The following is a 15,208-nucleotide window of genomic DNA, read 5'->3' on the forward strand; positions in this document are numbered from 1 at the left end:
ACCAGGTGGTGCCATGAAACAGTTGTGAAGAAATACGAAGAGCGTCAGGCGAGATCGCCCTGTACGAGCGGAACAAAACGCACCGGTTCAATGATCTCTTCCGTGACCTCTTCGCCCTGACGGCGCAGGCGCTTCAGTACCTGCTGATCTTCGCCAACCGGCAGCACCATAATGCCGCCTTCTGCCAGTTGTGCTATCAGCGCAATCGGAATTTCCGGTGGAGCGGCGGTAACAATGATGGCATCGAACGGACCGCGAGATGGCCAGCCCTGCCAGCCATCGCCATGGCGGGTTGATACATTATGCAGATCCAGCTGTTTCAGACGGCGTTTGGCCTGCCATTGCAGCCCTTTGATGCGTTCCACTGAATAGACATGGTCGACCAGATGGGCAAGAATCGCTGTCTGATACCCGGAACCCGTACCAATCTCCAGTACACGCGAATGCGGATTCAGCCCGAGCAACGCGGTCATCCGCGCGACCATATAAGGCTGTGAAATCGTCTGACCGGAGCCGATAGGCAAGGCCACATTGTCCCAGGCTTTATGCTCAAACGCCTCGTCGATAAACCGTTCGCGCGGCACCTCGCTGATGGCTTTCAGCAGATTTTCATCATCAATACCCTGCTGACGCAGTTGTGACAGCAGTGTCTCAATACGCCGATTCACCATGCCAGGTTCACCTCAGCTTTAGCCAGCCAGTCACTAAGCACGTTCTGCGCGCTGTGTGCCGTTAAATCGACATGCAGTGCGGTGACAGAAACGTAACCCTGATCCACGGCGGCAAAGTCCGTATCCGGGCCCGCATCCAGTTTTTCGCCCGGCGGGCCAATCCAGTAGAGGGTATTGCCACGCGGATCCTGCTGCGCAATCACCTGATCCGCCGGATGGCGACTGCCACAGCGCGTCACGCGGATGCCTTTGAGTTCGGTCAGCGGCAGATCGGGGACATTGATGTTGAGAATGCGGCCGGTGCGCAGCGGTTCATGCGTCAGCGCCCTGAGGATCGCGCAGGTCACCGCTGCCGCGGTGGCATAGTGCTGATGGCCGTTAAGTGAAACCGCTATCGCCGGTAAACCAAGATGCCGCCCTTCCATCGCCGCCGCCACCGTGCCGGAGTAGATGACATCATCGCCCAGATTGGGGCCGGCGTTGATGCCTGACACGACAATATCGGGACGCGGCTGCATCAGCGCATTCACCCCCAGATAGACGCAATCGGTCGGGGTACCCATCTGAACCGCGATATCGCCGTTTTCATGGGTGAAAGTACGCAGGGGTGTTTCCAGCGTTAAGGAGTTAGAGGCACCGCTTCGGTTACGATCGGGAGCAACAACCTGCACGTCAGCAATCTGCCGCAGAGCGTTTGCCAGAGTCTGAATGCCTGGCGCATGAATGCCGTCATCGTTGCTGAGCAATATCCGCATTTCGTTCTGACCTTTTTTTATTCGACTGGTCGCCGTGACTGGACCTGTTTGAACGGCATGGCAACAGGTGATGAATGGACAGCGATTTTTGCATTCTAGCGAGGCACGCAAGGAAGTGGTAGGCGTAAATCACACGACGGTGGGGGTTTGCCGCAACATTACCCACAAGTCGGGTCATGTTGCAGCGAAGATTACTCATCAGGCTGATCGGGCGAATCCGTTTGAGTCAGCAGCTCCCGGACCACGCTGGTGGCAAAGCTGCCCGCAGGCAGCCAGAACGACAGTTCCAGCGTGACGTCATCCCACCAGCCCCACTGCATATCGCGCGGCACCACCAGCATAGCGCGGCGGGCAGCATCGACCTTCTCACGTTCGATCAATCCCAGCAGCAGCGACTCATCCGCCAGCGCCTGCTGTTCAAAGGCCAGCGCGTCAGCCTGCGGGCCAGGCTGGCCGCGTCCCGGCAGCGGCGCGGTAATGCGCAGCTCATGCTGTTCAACCCGGCGCTGTGACTCTGCCAGTTCATCAGGCTGGGCGACAAACCAGCTGCCACGGCCAGTCAGCTGCAAAGCATCGCCATTGAGCACCTGCGTCAGGCTGCCCTGCTGTTGCAGACGCGCGCTGGTCACCTGATTAAACAGCGCACTGCGTGCGGCAGAGAGCATCAGGCTGCGCTTGTTGCGGTCGCGAATAATAATCTCATTGCGCGCCCACTTCTCCGCCATCACCAGGTTATTGCCGCCGCGACCAAATCGCTGTTCACCAAAATAGTTGGGCGCGCCCGCATCGCGAACCTGCACCAGACGCGTTTCAACCGCATCGCGGTCGCTGATCTGGCGGATAACCAGCCGGAACGCATTTCCCGCCAGTGCGCCGATGCGCAGCTTACGCTTGTGACGCACCACCTGCAAAATATCGACGCCCTCAAGCGAAAAACCGCGCAGATCGGGCATCGCATTGCCTGGCAGACGGAAACAGAGGGTCTGCTCCGTGACCGCATGGCGGTCTTTCATCCCGGCATAGCTCATGTCGCGCTGATGAATACCAAGATACTTAGCCAGCGCCTCCGCCACAAAGCGGGTATTGGCCCCGACTTTACGGATGCGTACCAGCAGATGCTCACCTTCCCCATCCGCGCTATACCCGAGGTCTTCCACCACCACGAAATCTTCCGGATTGGCTTTGATCACGCCGACGGCTGTGGGCGTGCCGTGCAGGTAATTCAGCGTCATTGGCTGTCAGCTTTCAGGACTAATGCGACCGCTTCACAGGCGATGCCTTCGCCGCGCCCGGTAAAACCGAGCTTCTCGGTGGTGGTCGCTTTGACGTTGACCGCATCCATGTGGCAGCCTAAGTCTTCTGCGATGTTGATACGCATCTGTGGCACGTGCGGCAGCATTTTCGGTGCCTGAGCAATAATCGTGACGTCGACATTACCGATACGATAGCCTTTGGCTTCAATACGACGCCAGGCCTCACGCAGCAGGCCGCGGCTGTCCGCCCCTTTAAAGGCCGGATCGGTGTCGGGAAACAGCTTGCCGATATCGCCCATCGCTACTGCGCCCAGCAGTGCGTCAGTAAGCGCATGCAGCGCCACATCGCCATCGGAATGGGCGATAAAACCGTGTTCAAACGGGATCCGCACACCGCCAATCACTAACGGACCTTCTCCGCCAAAGGCGTGAACGTCAAAACCGTGACCGATACGCATCATGCGCTCTCCTTTAATTGAATCTGACTCAGATAAAAAGCCGCCAGGGCCAGATCTTCTGGCCGGGTGACTTTGATGTTATCACTGCGTCCGCTGACTAACAGCGGATGGTAGCCGCAATACTCCAGCGCCGACGCTTCATCGGTGATGGTCGCGCCTTCTGTCAGCGCCCGCGTCAGGCAGGCGGTAAGCAGCGCATGAGGGAAAAATTGCGGCGTTAAGGCGTGCCAAAGATCGTCACGTTCTACGGTATGGGCTACTGCCGCTTTGCCCGGCTCGCCCCGCTTCATGGTGTCACGCACGGGCGCAGCCAGAATTCCGCCGACGTGGCTCTGTTCGCGCACGTTGAGCAGTTGCTGGAGATCGTCGGGATGCAGACAGGGACGCGCAGCGTCATGCACCAGCACCCAGGCGGAACCCTGTGCGGCCTGGAGTCCGGCCAGCACCGATTCGGCACGGGTTTCTCCGCCTGTCACCCTGAGCACGCGTGGATCGCGTGCCAGCGGCAGGGAAGCAAAGTGCTCGTCATCGGGGCTGAGGGCAACAATCACCTGTCTGATGGCGGGATGGGAAAACAGACGTGCAATGCTGTGTTCCAGAAGGGTGTGCTGACCAATCGTCAGATACTGCTTCGGACAGGTTGCCTGCATGCGGCTGCCGATCCCGGCAGCGGGCACCACGGCAATCACATCCGCAAGGGAGGCCAGAGTGTTCATGTTTTATCGTTGTTGGTTTTGCGCTGCTTGTTGCGCGTTGCGTTTGTTCTGGTCAGGCACCAGACGATAGAAAGTCTCACCGGGCTTAATCATGCCCAGTTCATTGCGTGCACGCTCCTCGATCGCTTCCGAGCCGCCATTGAGGTCGTCAATTTCGGCAAACAGCTGATCGTTTCGCGATTTCAGTTTGGCATTGTTTGCCTGTTGCACCGCGACATCATCATTGACGCGCGTATAGTCATGGATGCCATTTTTCCCCAGCCACAATGAATATTGCAGCCAGCCTAGCAGCACCAATAACAGTAACGTCAGTTTTCCCATCCCGCCCCCTAAAAACGGCCCAATCATCCCATAACTTTGCACAGGACTCCACACCAGCGGCGAAAATGGCATGCTTTGCTGCGCGTATGCGTAATGAGTACCGATTCTGGCGGGAAAAGATTTGTAACCTGCCGATGCGTTTGCACATCAGCACGGGCGCAGTGATGGCTTACCAGCCGGAGAGAAAGGAGAACATTAACCAGAATAGCGTGACCACCATAATCACGGTGGCGAGTGCGGCCCAGAGCCACTGCCCGCTCAGCAGCGTATTCAGTGCAATACCCGTAACCACAGCGACCGGCAACAACGCCAGAAAGAATGGCCAGGTATAGAGAAAGAAAAACAGCGTGTTAGAGCCGAACAGCAGGAAAGGGATCGCCAGCGCACACCCGTAAGCAAGAAAACCGATAACGCCGCCCGGCAGCAGTGAGCGTGGCTCATCCGGGGCGGAGTCATCTTTACGGGCGAGCATTGGGGTAATGTTCTGCATAGGCATCCTGTTGGCGCGAGGGCGGCAGATCAGACGATCTGCCGCTGTCTCTTCAGGATCTGATGATATCGCGGTCGCGCAGCAGATCTAACAATTGGGCGGCCAGTTTTGTAACCAATTGTTCGCCATCCAGCTGGATTTCCGGGCTGTCTGGCGCCTCATAGACGCTGTCGATGCCGGTGAAATTACGCAGCTCACCGGCGCGCGCTTTGCGATATAACCCTTTCGGATCGCGCGCTTCACACACGGCTAATGGCGTATCGACAAACACCTCAATAAACTGCCCTGGCTCCAGCAGGTCGCGCACCATCTGACGCTCGGCGCGATGCGGCGAAATAAAGGCGGTAAGCACCACGAGTCCGGCATCCACCATCAGTTTCGCCACTTCACCGACCCGGCGGATGTTTTCCTTGCGGTCATCATCGCTGAAGCCGAGGTCACGACAGAGGCCGTGGCGCACATTGTCACCATCCAGCAGATAGGTGCTGACACCGATGCGGTGCAGCGCCTGCTCCAGCGCACCTGCGACGGTGGATTTCCCCGAGCCCGAAAGCCCGGTGAACCACAGCACCACGCCCTGATGCCCGTGCTGCTGCTCGCGAGAAGCGCGTGTTACCGGATGGTCATGCCACACCACGTTGTCATCGTGCTGCGCCATTATTGACCGCCCAGCAGGTCGCGCGCGTTCCAGTGTGGGAAGTGACGACGCACCAGCGCATTCAGTTCCAGCTCAAACGCGCTGAATTCACCACTGTTAACCGGCGCATCATGATTTGGCTGATGGATCATACCGGCACCCACGGTGACGTTGCTCAGGCGATCGATAAAGATCATGCCGCCGGTTACCGGATTCTGCTGATAGCTGTCGAGCACCATCGGTTCGTCAAAGGTGATCTCAATGCGACCAATACCGTTCAGCGGCAGCGAATCGACCTGACGTGTCTCCAGCGAGTTGATCTCAACCTGATGCAGCACCTTCTCAACGCGACCACGGGTTTTCTTACCGGCGATTTTCAGATCATAGCTCTGACCGGCCTGCAGCGGCTGTTCCGCCATCCAGACCACATCAACACTGGCAGACTGCACCGCCGACAGCGCTTCGCTGGCATCGACCAGCAAATCGCCACGGCTGATATCAATCTCATCCTGCAGCACCAGGGTGATCGCTTCACCTGCACCCGCTTCCTGCAGATCGCCATCAAAGGTGACAATGCGGGCAATCGTCGACTCCACGCCAGACGGCAGCACTTTTACGCGCTGGCCGACCTGCACGCTGCCTGACGCCAGGGTACCGGCATAGCCACGGAAATCCAGGTTCGGGCGGTTGACATACTGCACCGGGAAACGCATCGGCTGATGATCGACAACGCGCTTCAGCTCCACGGTTTCCAGCACATCCAGCAGAGTCGGGCCGCTGTACCACGGCATAGTCTGGCTGGCAGAGGCGACGTTATCCCCTTCCAGCGCTGACATCGGCACAAAGCGGATATCAAGATCTTCCGGCAACTGGGCAGCAAAGTCGAGGTAGTCCTGTTTGATCTGCTCGAAGCGTGCCTGCTCGTACTCCACCAGATCCATCTTGTTGATCGCCACCACCAGGTGCTTGATGCCCAGCAGCGTCGAGATAAAGCTGTGACGGCGGGTCTGATCCAGGACGCCCTTACGCGCATCGATCAGCAGGATCGCCAGATCGCAGGTTGACGCGCCGGTCGCCATGTTGCGGGTGTACTGCTCATGTCCCGGCGTATCCGCAATAATGAATTTACGCTTTTCGGTCGAGAAGTAGCGGTAGGCCACATCAATAGTAATGCCCTGCTCACGTTCCGCCTGCAGGCCATCCACCAGCAGCGCCAGATCGAGCTTCTCGCCCTGGGTGCCGTGACGTTTGCTGTCGTTGTGCAGTGATGAAAGCTGATCTTCATAGATCTGACGGGTGTCGTGCAGCAGACGACCAATCAGGGTACTTTTTCCGTCATCAACGCTGCCGCAGGTCAGAAAACGCAGCAGGCTCTTATGCTGTTGAGCGGTCAGCCAGGCTTCAACGCCGCCCTGGTCGGCAATCTGTTGTGCAATTACGGTATTCATCTGGCGTCTCCTTAGAAATAACCCTGGCGTTTTTTCAGTTCCATCGAACCGGACTGATCGCGATCGATCATGCGGCCCTGACGCTCGCTGGTGGTGGAGACCAGCATCTCTTCGATGATCTCCGGCAGCGTCTGCGCTTCGGACTCTACCGCACCGGTCAGCGGCCAGCAGCCGAGCGTACGGAAACGGACCATCCGCTGGGTGATCTCTTCACCCGGCTGCAGGTTGATGCGATCGTCATCGATCATCATCAGCATGCCATCACGCTCCAGCACCGGACGTGGCGCGGCGAGATAGAGCGGCACGATCTCGATGTTTTCCAGGAAGATGTACTGCCAGATATCCAGTTCAGTCCAGTTCGACAGCGGGAAGACGCGGATGCTTTCGCCCTTGTTGATCTGGCCGTTGTAGTTGTGCCACAGCTCAGGACGCTGGTTTTTCGGATCCCAGCGGTGGAAGCGGTCACGGAAGGAGTAAATACGCTCTTTGGCGCGTGACTTCTCTTCATCACGACGTGCGCCGCCAAACGCCGCATCGAAACCATATTTGTTCAGCGCCTGCTTCAGCCCTTCGGTCTTCATGATGTCAGTGTGTTTGGCACTGCCGTGGACAAAGGGGTTAATCCCCATCGCCACGCCTTCCGGGTTGCGGTGAACCAGCAACTCTGCGCCCATCGCTTTCACGGTGCGGTCGCGGAACGCGTACATTTCACGGAATTTCCAGCCGGTATCCACATGCAGCAGCGGGAACGGCAGCGTGCCCGGATAAAAGGCTTTACGCGCCAGATGCAGCATCACCGAGGAGTCTTTGCCGATAGAGTACATCATCACCGGATTGCTGAACTCCGCCGCCACTTCGCGAATGATGTGGATACTCTCCGCCTCCAGCTGACGCAGATGAGTGAGTCGTTTTTGGTCCATGATTTTCCCTCAAGCCAGATTGACAACGGCGGACTCGCGAGTCCCCTGCTGTGCTGAATGTTTAAACCAGGCGAGTTGCCCGTGCAGATTAACCACCTCTCCGATCACCAGCAGCGCCGGGGTAGGTGCCGAGGCGGCCAGCGCCTCAAGTTGTTCTAAGGTGCCGGTCAGCACCTGTTGATCCTGACGGGTGCCACGACTGATCACCGCCACTGGCGTTGATGGCGCGCGACCGTGCTGAATCAGCGCCGCGCTGATAGCAGCCGCCTTAACCGTGCCCATGTAGATCGCCAGCGTCTGACGCGCGCGCGCCAGCGATGGCCAGTCGATATCATCGCCATCGGGACGGCAGTGACCGGTAATAAACATCACGCTCTGCGCGTAATCGCGATGGGTCAGCGGAATCCCGGCATAGGCCGTCGCACCAGCAGCCGCGGTCACGCCCGGCACCACCTGGAACGGCACGCCCGCCTGTTGTGCCGCCTGCAGCTCTTCGCCGCCGCGACCAAAGATAAAGGGATCGCCACCCTTGAGGCGGACAACGCGCTTACCTTTCAGCGCCAGTGAAACCAGCAACTGATTAATCTCTTCCTGCGGTAACGTATGCGCGCTGGCGCGTTTACCGACGCAGATGCGGTCGGCGTCGCGACGCACCAGGTCCAGCACCTCTTCGCTGACCAGATGGTCGTAGAGCACCACATCGGCTAACTGCATTACCTGCAGGCCACGCAACGTCAGCAGGCCGCTGTCGCCCGGCCCGGCACCGACCAGAAAGATCTCGCCCTGACGGGTTGGCTCTTCCAGCAGTTCACGATCCAGCGTGCGCTTCGCCTCTTCGACGTTACCGGCTGACATCTGACTGGCGAACAGACCGTCGAAGGCCCGCTCCCAGAAACGCCGACGATCGGACATGCGGCTGAAGCGCTGTTTGACCTTATCGCGCCAGAGTCCGGCTACCTCCGCCATCTGACCAAGACTGGCAGGCAGCAGCGTTTCGATTTTTTCGCGCAACATGCGTGCCAGCACCGGCGCGGTGCCGCTGGAGGAGATCGCCACTACCAGCGGTGAGCGGTCAACAATCGACGGGAAGATAAAGGTGCATTTTGGCTGGTCGTCGACCACGTTAACCAGCTTATGCCGCGCGTTTGCGGCTTCAAAAACCTGGGTGTTGAGATGGTTATCGTCGGTGGCAGCAATCACCAGGAAAACGCCATCCAGCTGGGACGGATCAAATTCGGTCGCCACCCACTCCAGCTCCTGCTTATCCCGCAGTGCCTGCAGTTCCGGGCAGAGGTCACGAGAGGCGATCTGAACGCGCGCGCGCACGCGACGCAGCAGTTCAATTTTTCGCGCCGCAATATCTCCACCGCCGACAACCAGAACCGGGCGGCCAGAGAGATCGGCAAAAAGAGGCAAATAGTCCACGTTAACCCTGATGATTTAACTTTGTATTAACGCGACTATACGTCGCTGAGTTTATCCAGATGAAATTACGAATTGGAATGAGTAGTTACCGAATGGAATAACGACACCGCAAAGCACAGAACAATTTGATCTTAACAGATGAAATTTAATGGCTTTTTCGTGAACAGGCTCACACATTCCGGTCAGCGCCTGCGCCCGCAAAAGCAGATAAGTGCCAGCGATAAATGTGCGTGGGTACTTTCCCACTCAGCAGCGCCCGATTCCGCTAACCAGCTCGCAGAACAAAAGGGGTATAATGCGCGCGGCATGAGCAGGCCTGGCCCGCATGCCTGTTAGCTCCCGGATAATGTAAAAAAGGATGCACTATGTTTTGTTCCCTCCGCCTGAGGGTCGCGACAGTTTTGTTGAGCGCACTCATTTCCCCGCTGGCCCTGGCCGCGCCAGCGGGTCAGTTTGCCGAACAGCAGGTCCGGCACATCGCCACTTATTTTCCTGGTCGCATGAGTGGTAGTCCGGCTGAGTTGATGGCCGCTGACTATCTGCAACAGCAATTTACCGCGCTGGGGTATAAAACCGATACCCGCCAGTTCAACACCGGCTATAAGTGGCAGGAAGATGACGGCACGCAGCGCTGGCATAAGCTCACGGCCACCTCGGTGATTGCTGCGCGCGCCGGCAGCGTGCCGCAGGAGATTTTGATCGTGGCACATCTGGATACCTGGACGCCGCAGAACAGCAGCCAGGTCCATCATAATCTGGGCGGCTTACGTCTGCAGGGCGTCGACGATAATGCGTCGGGTCTTGGCGTGATGCTGGAGCTGGCGCAGCAGCTGAGTCGTAAACCGCTGCACTACGGCATCCGCTTTGTGGCACTCAGCGCCGGAGAAACCGACCTGCACGGCATGGATGATTACGTTGAGCGGATGAGCACGCGTGAAAAGAAGAACACGCTGCTGGTCATCGATCTCAATAGCCTGATCACCGGCGATCATCTCTATTTCAACAGCGGCATGAATACGCCCCGGGCGGTGCGCAAGCAGACCAGCGATCGCGCGCTGTTACTGGCTCGTCAGCAGGGCATTCCCGCTGCCAGTCATCAGCTGACTCGCAAAGACTTCAACGGTCTGAATGCCTTCGACAGGGCGGGCTTTCCGCTGCTCGATGTGACCGCCAGCAACTGGACGCTGGGGAATAAAGATGGCGCATTACAGCGTCATCGCAGCCACCACTTTCCGGATGGCGTGACCCGTCATCAGACTGACCTGGATAATCTGAGCTATCTCGACCACTGGCTGCCGGGCCAGATAGCCCTGCGAACCCGCGACAGCGTCCGCGTGCTGCTGCCGCTGATCAGCGAACTGACCAATCCTAAAGTGTGAGGATCTGACATGTACGTAGTTTTTCTGAATTATGTTCGTCCGGTAGAAGAGGTTGAAGCGCTGCTGGCAGGCCATATCGACTGGCTCGATCGCTATTTTGATGCGGGCTTTTTTATTGCCGCGGGACGTAAAGATCCACGCACGGGCGGCATGTTGCTGGTCAGAGAGATGGAACGTGAAAAGCTGGATGCGATCTTAGCGGAAGATCCATTTGTTGCCGTGGCGGAGTATGAGGTGACGAAGGTGAATGTGACGCGCGAAGCGGAGGCGTTTGCCGGATTAAAAGGCGTTTAACTTCCTGACTGACTGCGTGAAGACATTCTCTCCCCCTCGCGGAGGAGAGAAGAACGTCATCAGCCTTCGTGCAGACCACACTCGCGCTTAAGACCGAAGAAGCGTGTCTCTTCTTCTGCCATACCCGGCTCCCATTTGCGGGTGGTATGGGTATCACCTACTGAAAGATAGCCTTCATCCCACAGTGGATGGTACTTCAGCTTGTGCTGTTCCAGGTACTGATGAATCTGGCGGTTATCCCAGTCAATAATCGGCAGCAGCTTAAAGACGCCACGCTGCACGCCCAGCACCGGCAGATTTGCCCGGCTGCCGGACTGGTCACGGCGCAGGCCGGCAAACCAGGTCTGGGCACCCAGGGTTTCGATAGCCCGGTTCATCGGCTCGACTTTATTGATCTCGTTATATTTCTCAATCCCCTCGACGCCCTGCTCCCACAGCTTGCCGTAGCGCGCTTCCTGCCAGGCCGGTGAGGTTTCGGCGCGGAACACTTTGAGGTTGAGATTGAGCTGGTCCGCCAGCTCATCAATAAAACGATAGGTCTCCGGGAACAGATAGCCGGTGTCGGTGAGGATCACCGGAATATCGGGCTGCTGACGCGTCACCAGATGCAGCGACACCGCCGCCTGAATACCGAAACTGGAGGAGAGCACGTAGGCGCCCGGTAAATTCTCCAGCGCCCAGCTGACCCGCTCTTCTGCTGATGACTTCTCCAGCTGTGCATTGGTCGCGGCCAGCGCCATCGCACGCTGGACTTTGGACATCTCATTCAGTGCTGCGAGGTCGGGCTGACTCATTTTGCTTCCTCCCAGAAGTCGCGTGCCGGGTCCAGCACCGGCGCAACAATGCCTGCGCGGATGGTGAAGTCACCAAAGCCTTCAGCGGCCTGGCGCTCGGTGGCCCAGCGTCCCACCAGCTCATCAATAGTGGCGAGAATTTCGCTTTCGTTAATGTTTTCACGATACATACGGGGAATACGCGTTCCGCTGCGGTTTCCGCCCAGATGCAGGTTGTAGCGGCCTGGCGCTTTACCCACCAGACCCAGCTCAGCCAGCATGGCACGGCCGCAACCGTTCGGACAACCGGTAACGCGTAACACTATGTGCTCATCACCAACGCCATGCGCGTGCATGATGCCCTCGACTTTGGTCACAAACGCGGGCAGGAAGCGTTCGGCTTCTGCCATCGCCAGCGGACAGGTCGGGAACGCGACGCAAGCCATGGAGTTTTCGCGCTGTGGCGTCACGTGATCCATCAGTCCATGTTCACGGGCGATCGCTTCAATCTGCGCTTTTTCGCTTTCCGGCACGCCCGCCACAATCAGGTTCTGGTTGGCAGTCAGGCGGAAGTCGCCCTGATGGATTTTCGCAATTTCCGCGATGCCGCTTTTCAGCGGTCGGCCCGGATAGTCGAGCAGGCGACCATTTTCAATAAACAGCGTGAGGTGCCATTTGTTGTCGATGCCTTTGATCCAGCCAATGCGATCGCCACGGGTGGTGAACTCATAGGGACGGATCGGCTCAAACGTCAGGCCAGCGCGTTTTTCGACTTCCGCTTTAAAGGTCTCGACGCCAACACGTTCCAGGGTGTATTTGGTTTTGGCGTTTTTACGATCGGTACGGTTACCCCAGTCACGCTGCGTCGTCACGACCGCCTCGGCAACATCAAGGATCTTCTCAACCGGGAAGTAACCAAATTCGCTGGCGGTACGCGCATAAGTCGCTTTGTTACCGTGCTCGATCGACAGACCGCCACCCACCAGCAGGTTGAAGCCCACCAGCTTGCCGTTCTCGGCGACGGCGACAAAGTTCAGATCGTTGGCGTGCAGATCCACATCGTTGTGCGGCGGGATCACTACCGTCGTTTTGAATTTACGCGGCAGATAGGTTTCACCGAGAATCGGCTCTTCGTCTGTTGTCGCGACTTTTTCTTTATCCCACCAGATCTCGGCATAGGCACGGGTGCGCGGCAGCAGATGCTCGGAGAGCTTCTTCGCCCACTCATACGCTTCCTGATGCAGTTCCGACTCAACCGGGTTCGACGTACAGAGCACGTTACGGTTGACGTCGTTGGCAGTCGCCAGCGCATCCAGCCCCACTTCATGCAGCATCTGATGCGTCGGCTTGACGTTCTTCTTCAGAATACCGTGAAACTGGAAGGTCTGACGGTTGGTCAGACGGATGCTGCCATAAATGGTTTTATCGGTGGCAAATTTGTCGATGGCCAGCCACTGCGTCGGCGTAATGATCCCGCCCGGCAGTCGGCAGCGCAGCATCATGGCGTGGCGCGGTTCCAGCTTCTGCTCGGCACGTTCGGCACGGATGTCGCGATCGTCCTGCTGGTACATGCCGTGAAAACGGATCAGCAGGAAGTTATCGCCGGTAAAGCCGCCGGTCAGACCCTCTTCCAGATCTTCTTTGATGGTGCCGCGCAGATAGTTGCTCTGCTTCTTCAGACGCTCAGCGTCTGCTAATTTGCCTTCTACAACCAGCGGTCCAGGGTGTTTATCGCTCATTAGTAAACGTCTCGCTGATAACGGCGCTCAATGCGCAGCTCACTTAAAAATTCGTCGGCCGTTTCACGATCCATTCCGCCGTGTTCGACCACCACATCCAGCAATGCCTGCTCGACGTCTTTTGCCATACGATTCGCGTCGCCACAGACATACAGATGCGCGCCCTCTTCAATCCAGCGCCAGACTTCAGCCCCTTTCGCGCGGATCTTATCCTGTACGTAAATCTTCTCTGCCTGATCGCGTGACCATGCGAGGTCGATATTCGTCAGCAGCCCATCCTTCACATATTTCTGCCACTCCACCTGATAGAGGAAATCGTCGGTGAAGTGCGGATTACCAAAGAATAGCCAGTTTTTGCCGCTGGCACCGTCGTTGTCGCGCTGCTGCATAAAGGCGCGGAACGGCGCGATGCCGGTGCCCGGGCCAATCATGATCACCGGCGCGTCCGGATTAGCCGGCAGGCGGAAATTATCGTTGTGCTCAATGAAGACGCGGACTTCGCCCTCTTCTTCAATGCGATCGGCCAGCCAGGTCGATGCACCGCCGCCGCGCTGGCGACCTTCAATATCGAAGCGCACTGCACCCACAGTGATGTGCACTTCGGTGTCGGTTTCGGCCTGCGAAGAGGCGATAGAATAGAGTCGCGGCGTCAGCGGACGCAGCAGGCCGGTCAGCTGTTCTGCCGTCAGTTCAGCCGGAGCCAGACGCACCATATCCACAATCGGATAGTTCTGCGCATAGTGCTGCAACCGGGCTTTATCATCCACCAGCGCCAGCAGCTCCGCATTACGGGACAGTTGGGCGTACTGCGCGACGATCTGCGCGGTGTTCACCGTCAGCTCGAAATGCTTTTGCAGCGCCTCCGCCAGCGGCAGGGTTTTGCCCTGAATCTCTACCGGCTCATCGCCTTTCAGCCAGACCAGCTCCAGCAGTTCACTGACCAGCGCCGCGTCATTTTCATACCAGACGCCCAGCGCATCGCCAGGCTGGTAGCGCAGACCGGAGTCGCCCAGATCGATTTCGATATGGCGCACATCTTTGTCTGAGTCACGTCCGGTAATTTTCTGATTTACCGCCAGACTGGCGCTGAGTGGAGACTCTTTGCTGTAGGGGCTGGTGGTCACTTCGTTGACGCTGCCTGCCGCTGTCGCCGCAGCCTGCGCCGGGGATTCGGTCGGCACGCGCTGTTTCAGAATGTCGGTCAGCGCACTGCGCCAGGCCGAAGCCTGCTCTGCGTACTCGACATCCGCATCAACGCGATCCAGCAGGCGTTCGCCGCCCAGCTCAGCCAGACGATTGTCAAAATCTTTGCCCGCCTGACTGAAGAATTCATAAGAGGTGTCGCCCAGGCCAAACACCGCAAAGGCCGCACCCTCCATTTTCGGTGCCTTCTTCGACATCAGGAATTTATGCAGCGCTACCGCCTCTTCCGGCGGCTCGCCTTCGCCCTGAGTAGAGGTTACGACCACCAGCATTTTTTCCTGGCCAATCTGCTTAAACTTGTAATCACCGGCATTCACCAGGTTTACGTTCAGCTTCGCGGCTAGCAGGTCATCACGCAGCTGCTCAGCCAGACGACGGGCATTGCCGGTCTGGGAAGCAGAAAGCAGGGTAATAACCGGCGTTTCAGCGGCGGGCGCGGACGGTGCGCTGCTGGCGACGGCGCTACCCGGCGTCTGCTCTACCCGGCCCCAGAAATAGCCTGACAGCCACGCCAGTTGAGTCGGGGAATAATCTGTCGTCGCCGCCTGTAAGCGGGCGAGTTGTTCCGGGGAGAGCGGAAGCAGTGAACCAGGTGCCTGAGTCGTCATCGCGTTAAAAATTCCAGTATCAGAAGTCCGGACCGTAAAGTGGCGTAAGAGTGCGTAGGTTACCGGGCTGTATATTAACGATTAAATACGCCTTCGACATATCAAATAACCAAAATGA

16 protein-coding genes are annotated in these 15,208 nt (G+C 57.9%); 2 read left to right on the forward strand and 14 right to left on the reverse strand.

The annotated features are described in order from the left end of the window. Positions 1–44 precede the first annotated feature (44 nt). From AC6I8E_RS14610 to cysG, 11 genes are all read right to left on the reverse strand, one after another. Positions 45–671, reverse strand: a complete 627-nt coding sequence (locus tag AC6I8E_RS14610; protein ID WP_013358862.1) for a protein-L-isoaspartate(D-aspartate) O-methyltransferase — start codon at positions 669–671, stop codon at positions 45–47. Then, positions 665–1,426: a 5'/3'-nucleotidase SurE gene (gene surE / locus AC6I8E_RS14615; protein ID WP_013358863.1), complete on the reverse strand. Its 762-nt coding sequence runs from the start codon at positions 1,424–1,426 to the stop codon at positions 665–667. Before surE ends, AC6I8E_RS14610 begins: the two co-directional genes overlap by 7 nt. 191 nt (positions 1,427–1,617) lie before the next feature. After that, a complete protein-coding gene (gene truD, locus AC6I8E_RS14620; RefSeq protein ID WP_095706754.1) occupies positions 1,618–2,658 on the reverse strand; it encodes a tRNA pseudouridine(13) synthase TruD in 1,041 nt (346 codons plus the stop codon). Continuing rightward, a complete protein-coding gene (ispF, locus tag AC6I8E_RS14625; protein WP_008927107.1) occupies positions 2,655–3,137 on the reverse strand; it encodes a 2-C-methyl-D-erythritol 2,4-cyclodiphosphate synthase in 483 nt (160 codons plus the stop codon). The genes truD and ispF overlap by 4 nt, the downstream gene beginning before the upstream one ends. Continuing rightward, positions 3,137–3,853 carry a 2-C-methyl-D-erythritol 4-phosphate cytidylyltransferase gene (gene ispD, locus AC6I8E_RS14630; protein ID WP_033783964.1) on the reverse strand — a complete coding sequence of 239 codons (717 nt, stop codon included), beginning with the start codon at positions 3,851–3,853 and terminating at the stop codon, positions 3,137–3,139. Before ispD ends, ispF begins: the two co-directional genes overlap by 1 nt. Positions 3,854–3,856: 3 nt before the next feature. Then, positions 3,857–4,174, reverse strand: coding sequence for a cell division protein FtsB (gene ftsB / locus AC6I8E_RS14635; protein ID WP_013358867.1), 318 nt, complete (start codon positions 4,172–4,174; stop codon positions 3,857–3,859). Between the two features lie 169 nt (positions 4,175–4,343). Continuing rightward, positions 4,344–4,664, reverse strand: a complete 321-nt coding sequence (locus tag AC6I8E_RS14640; protein ID WP_013358868.1) for a DUF3561 family protein — start codon at positions 4,662–4,664, stop codon at positions 4,344–4,346. A gap of 52 nt (positions 4,665–4,716) precedes the next feature. Further along, positions 4,717–5,322, reverse strand: a complete 606-nt coding sequence (cysC, locus tag AC6I8E_RS14645) for an adenylyl-sulfate kinase (protein ID WP_013358869.1) — start codon at positions 5,320–5,322, stop codon at positions 4,717–4,719. Further along, positions 5,322–6,749 (reverse strand): sulfate adenylyltransferase subunit CysN, encoded by a 1,428-nt coding sequence (gene cysN, locus AC6I8E_RS14650; protein WP_013358870.1) that lies wholly within the window; start codon positions 6,747–6,749, stop codon positions 5,322–5,324. The genes cysC and cysN overlap by 1 nt, the downstream gene beginning before the upstream one ends. Before the next feature lie 11 nt (positions 6,750–6,760). Continuing rightward, positions 6,761–7,669, reverse strand: coding sequence for a sulfate adenylyltransferase subunit CysD (gene cysD, locus AC6I8E_RS14655; RefSeq protein WP_013358871.1), 909 nt, complete (start codon positions 7,667–7,669; stop codon positions 6,761–6,763). Between the two features lie 9 nt (positions 7,670–7,678). After that, positions 7,679–9,094, reverse strand: a complete 1,416-nt coding sequence (gene cysG, locus AC6I8E_RS14660) for a siroheme synthase CysG (RefSeq protein WP_497824168.1) — start codon at positions 9,092–9,094, stop codon at positions 7,679–7,681. A 365-nt stretch (positions 9,095–9,459) separates the two neighbouring features. Here cysG and AC6I8E_RS14665 point away from each other — a divergent pair, with 365 nt between their 5' ends. After that, positions 9,460–10,473 carry an aminopeptidase gene (locus tag AC6I8E_RS14665; RefSeq protein WP_497824169.1) on the forward strand — a complete coding sequence of 338 codons (1,014 nt, stop codon included), beginning with the start codon at positions 9,460–9,462 and terminating at the stop codon, positions 10,471–10,473. Between the two features lie 9 nt (positions 10,474–10,482). Continuing rightward, positions 10,483–10,767, forward strand: a complete 285-nt coding sequence (locus AC6I8E_RS14670; RefSeq protein ID WP_013358874.1) for a YciI family protein — start codon at positions 10,483–10,485, stop codon at positions 10,765–10,767. A gap of 59 nt (positions 10,768–10,826) precedes the next feature. Here the strand turns inward: AC6I8E_RS14670 and AC6I8E_RS14675 are convergent, their stop codons facing one another. From AC6I8E_RS14675 to cysJ, 3 genes are read right to left on the reverse strand one after another with little or no spacing between them, the layout of a single operon-like run. After that, positions 10,827–11,561, reverse strand: coding sequence for a phosphoadenylyl-sulfate reductase (locus AC6I8E_RS14675; protein ID WP_004571209.1), 735 nt, complete (start codon positions 11,559–11,561; stop codon positions 10,827–10,829). Beyond that, positions 11,558–13,279 carry an assimilatory sulfite reductase (NADPH) hemoprotein subunit gene (gene cysI, locus AC6I8E_RS14680; RefSeq protein ID WP_013358876.1) on the reverse strand — a complete coding sequence of 574 codons (1,722 nt, stop codon included), beginning with the start codon at positions 13,277–13,279 and terminating at the stop codon, positions 11,558–11,560. The genes AC6I8E_RS14675 and cysI overlap by 4 nt, the downstream gene beginning before the upstream one ends. Then, the gene (gene cysJ / locus AC6I8E_RS14685) at positions 13,279–15,090 is read right to left on the reverse strand and encodes an NADPH-dependent assimilatory sulfite reductase flavoprotein subunit (protein WP_013358877.1); all 1,812 of its coding nucleotides are present in this window, start codon (positions 15,088–15,090) and stop codon (positions 13,279–13,281) included. Before cysJ ends, cysI begins: the two co-directional genes overlap by 1 nt. Positions 15,091–15,208 lie beyond the last annotated feature (118 nt).

This window comes from Pantoea sp. X-Soil-YNGN-785 (assembly GCF_059730585.1).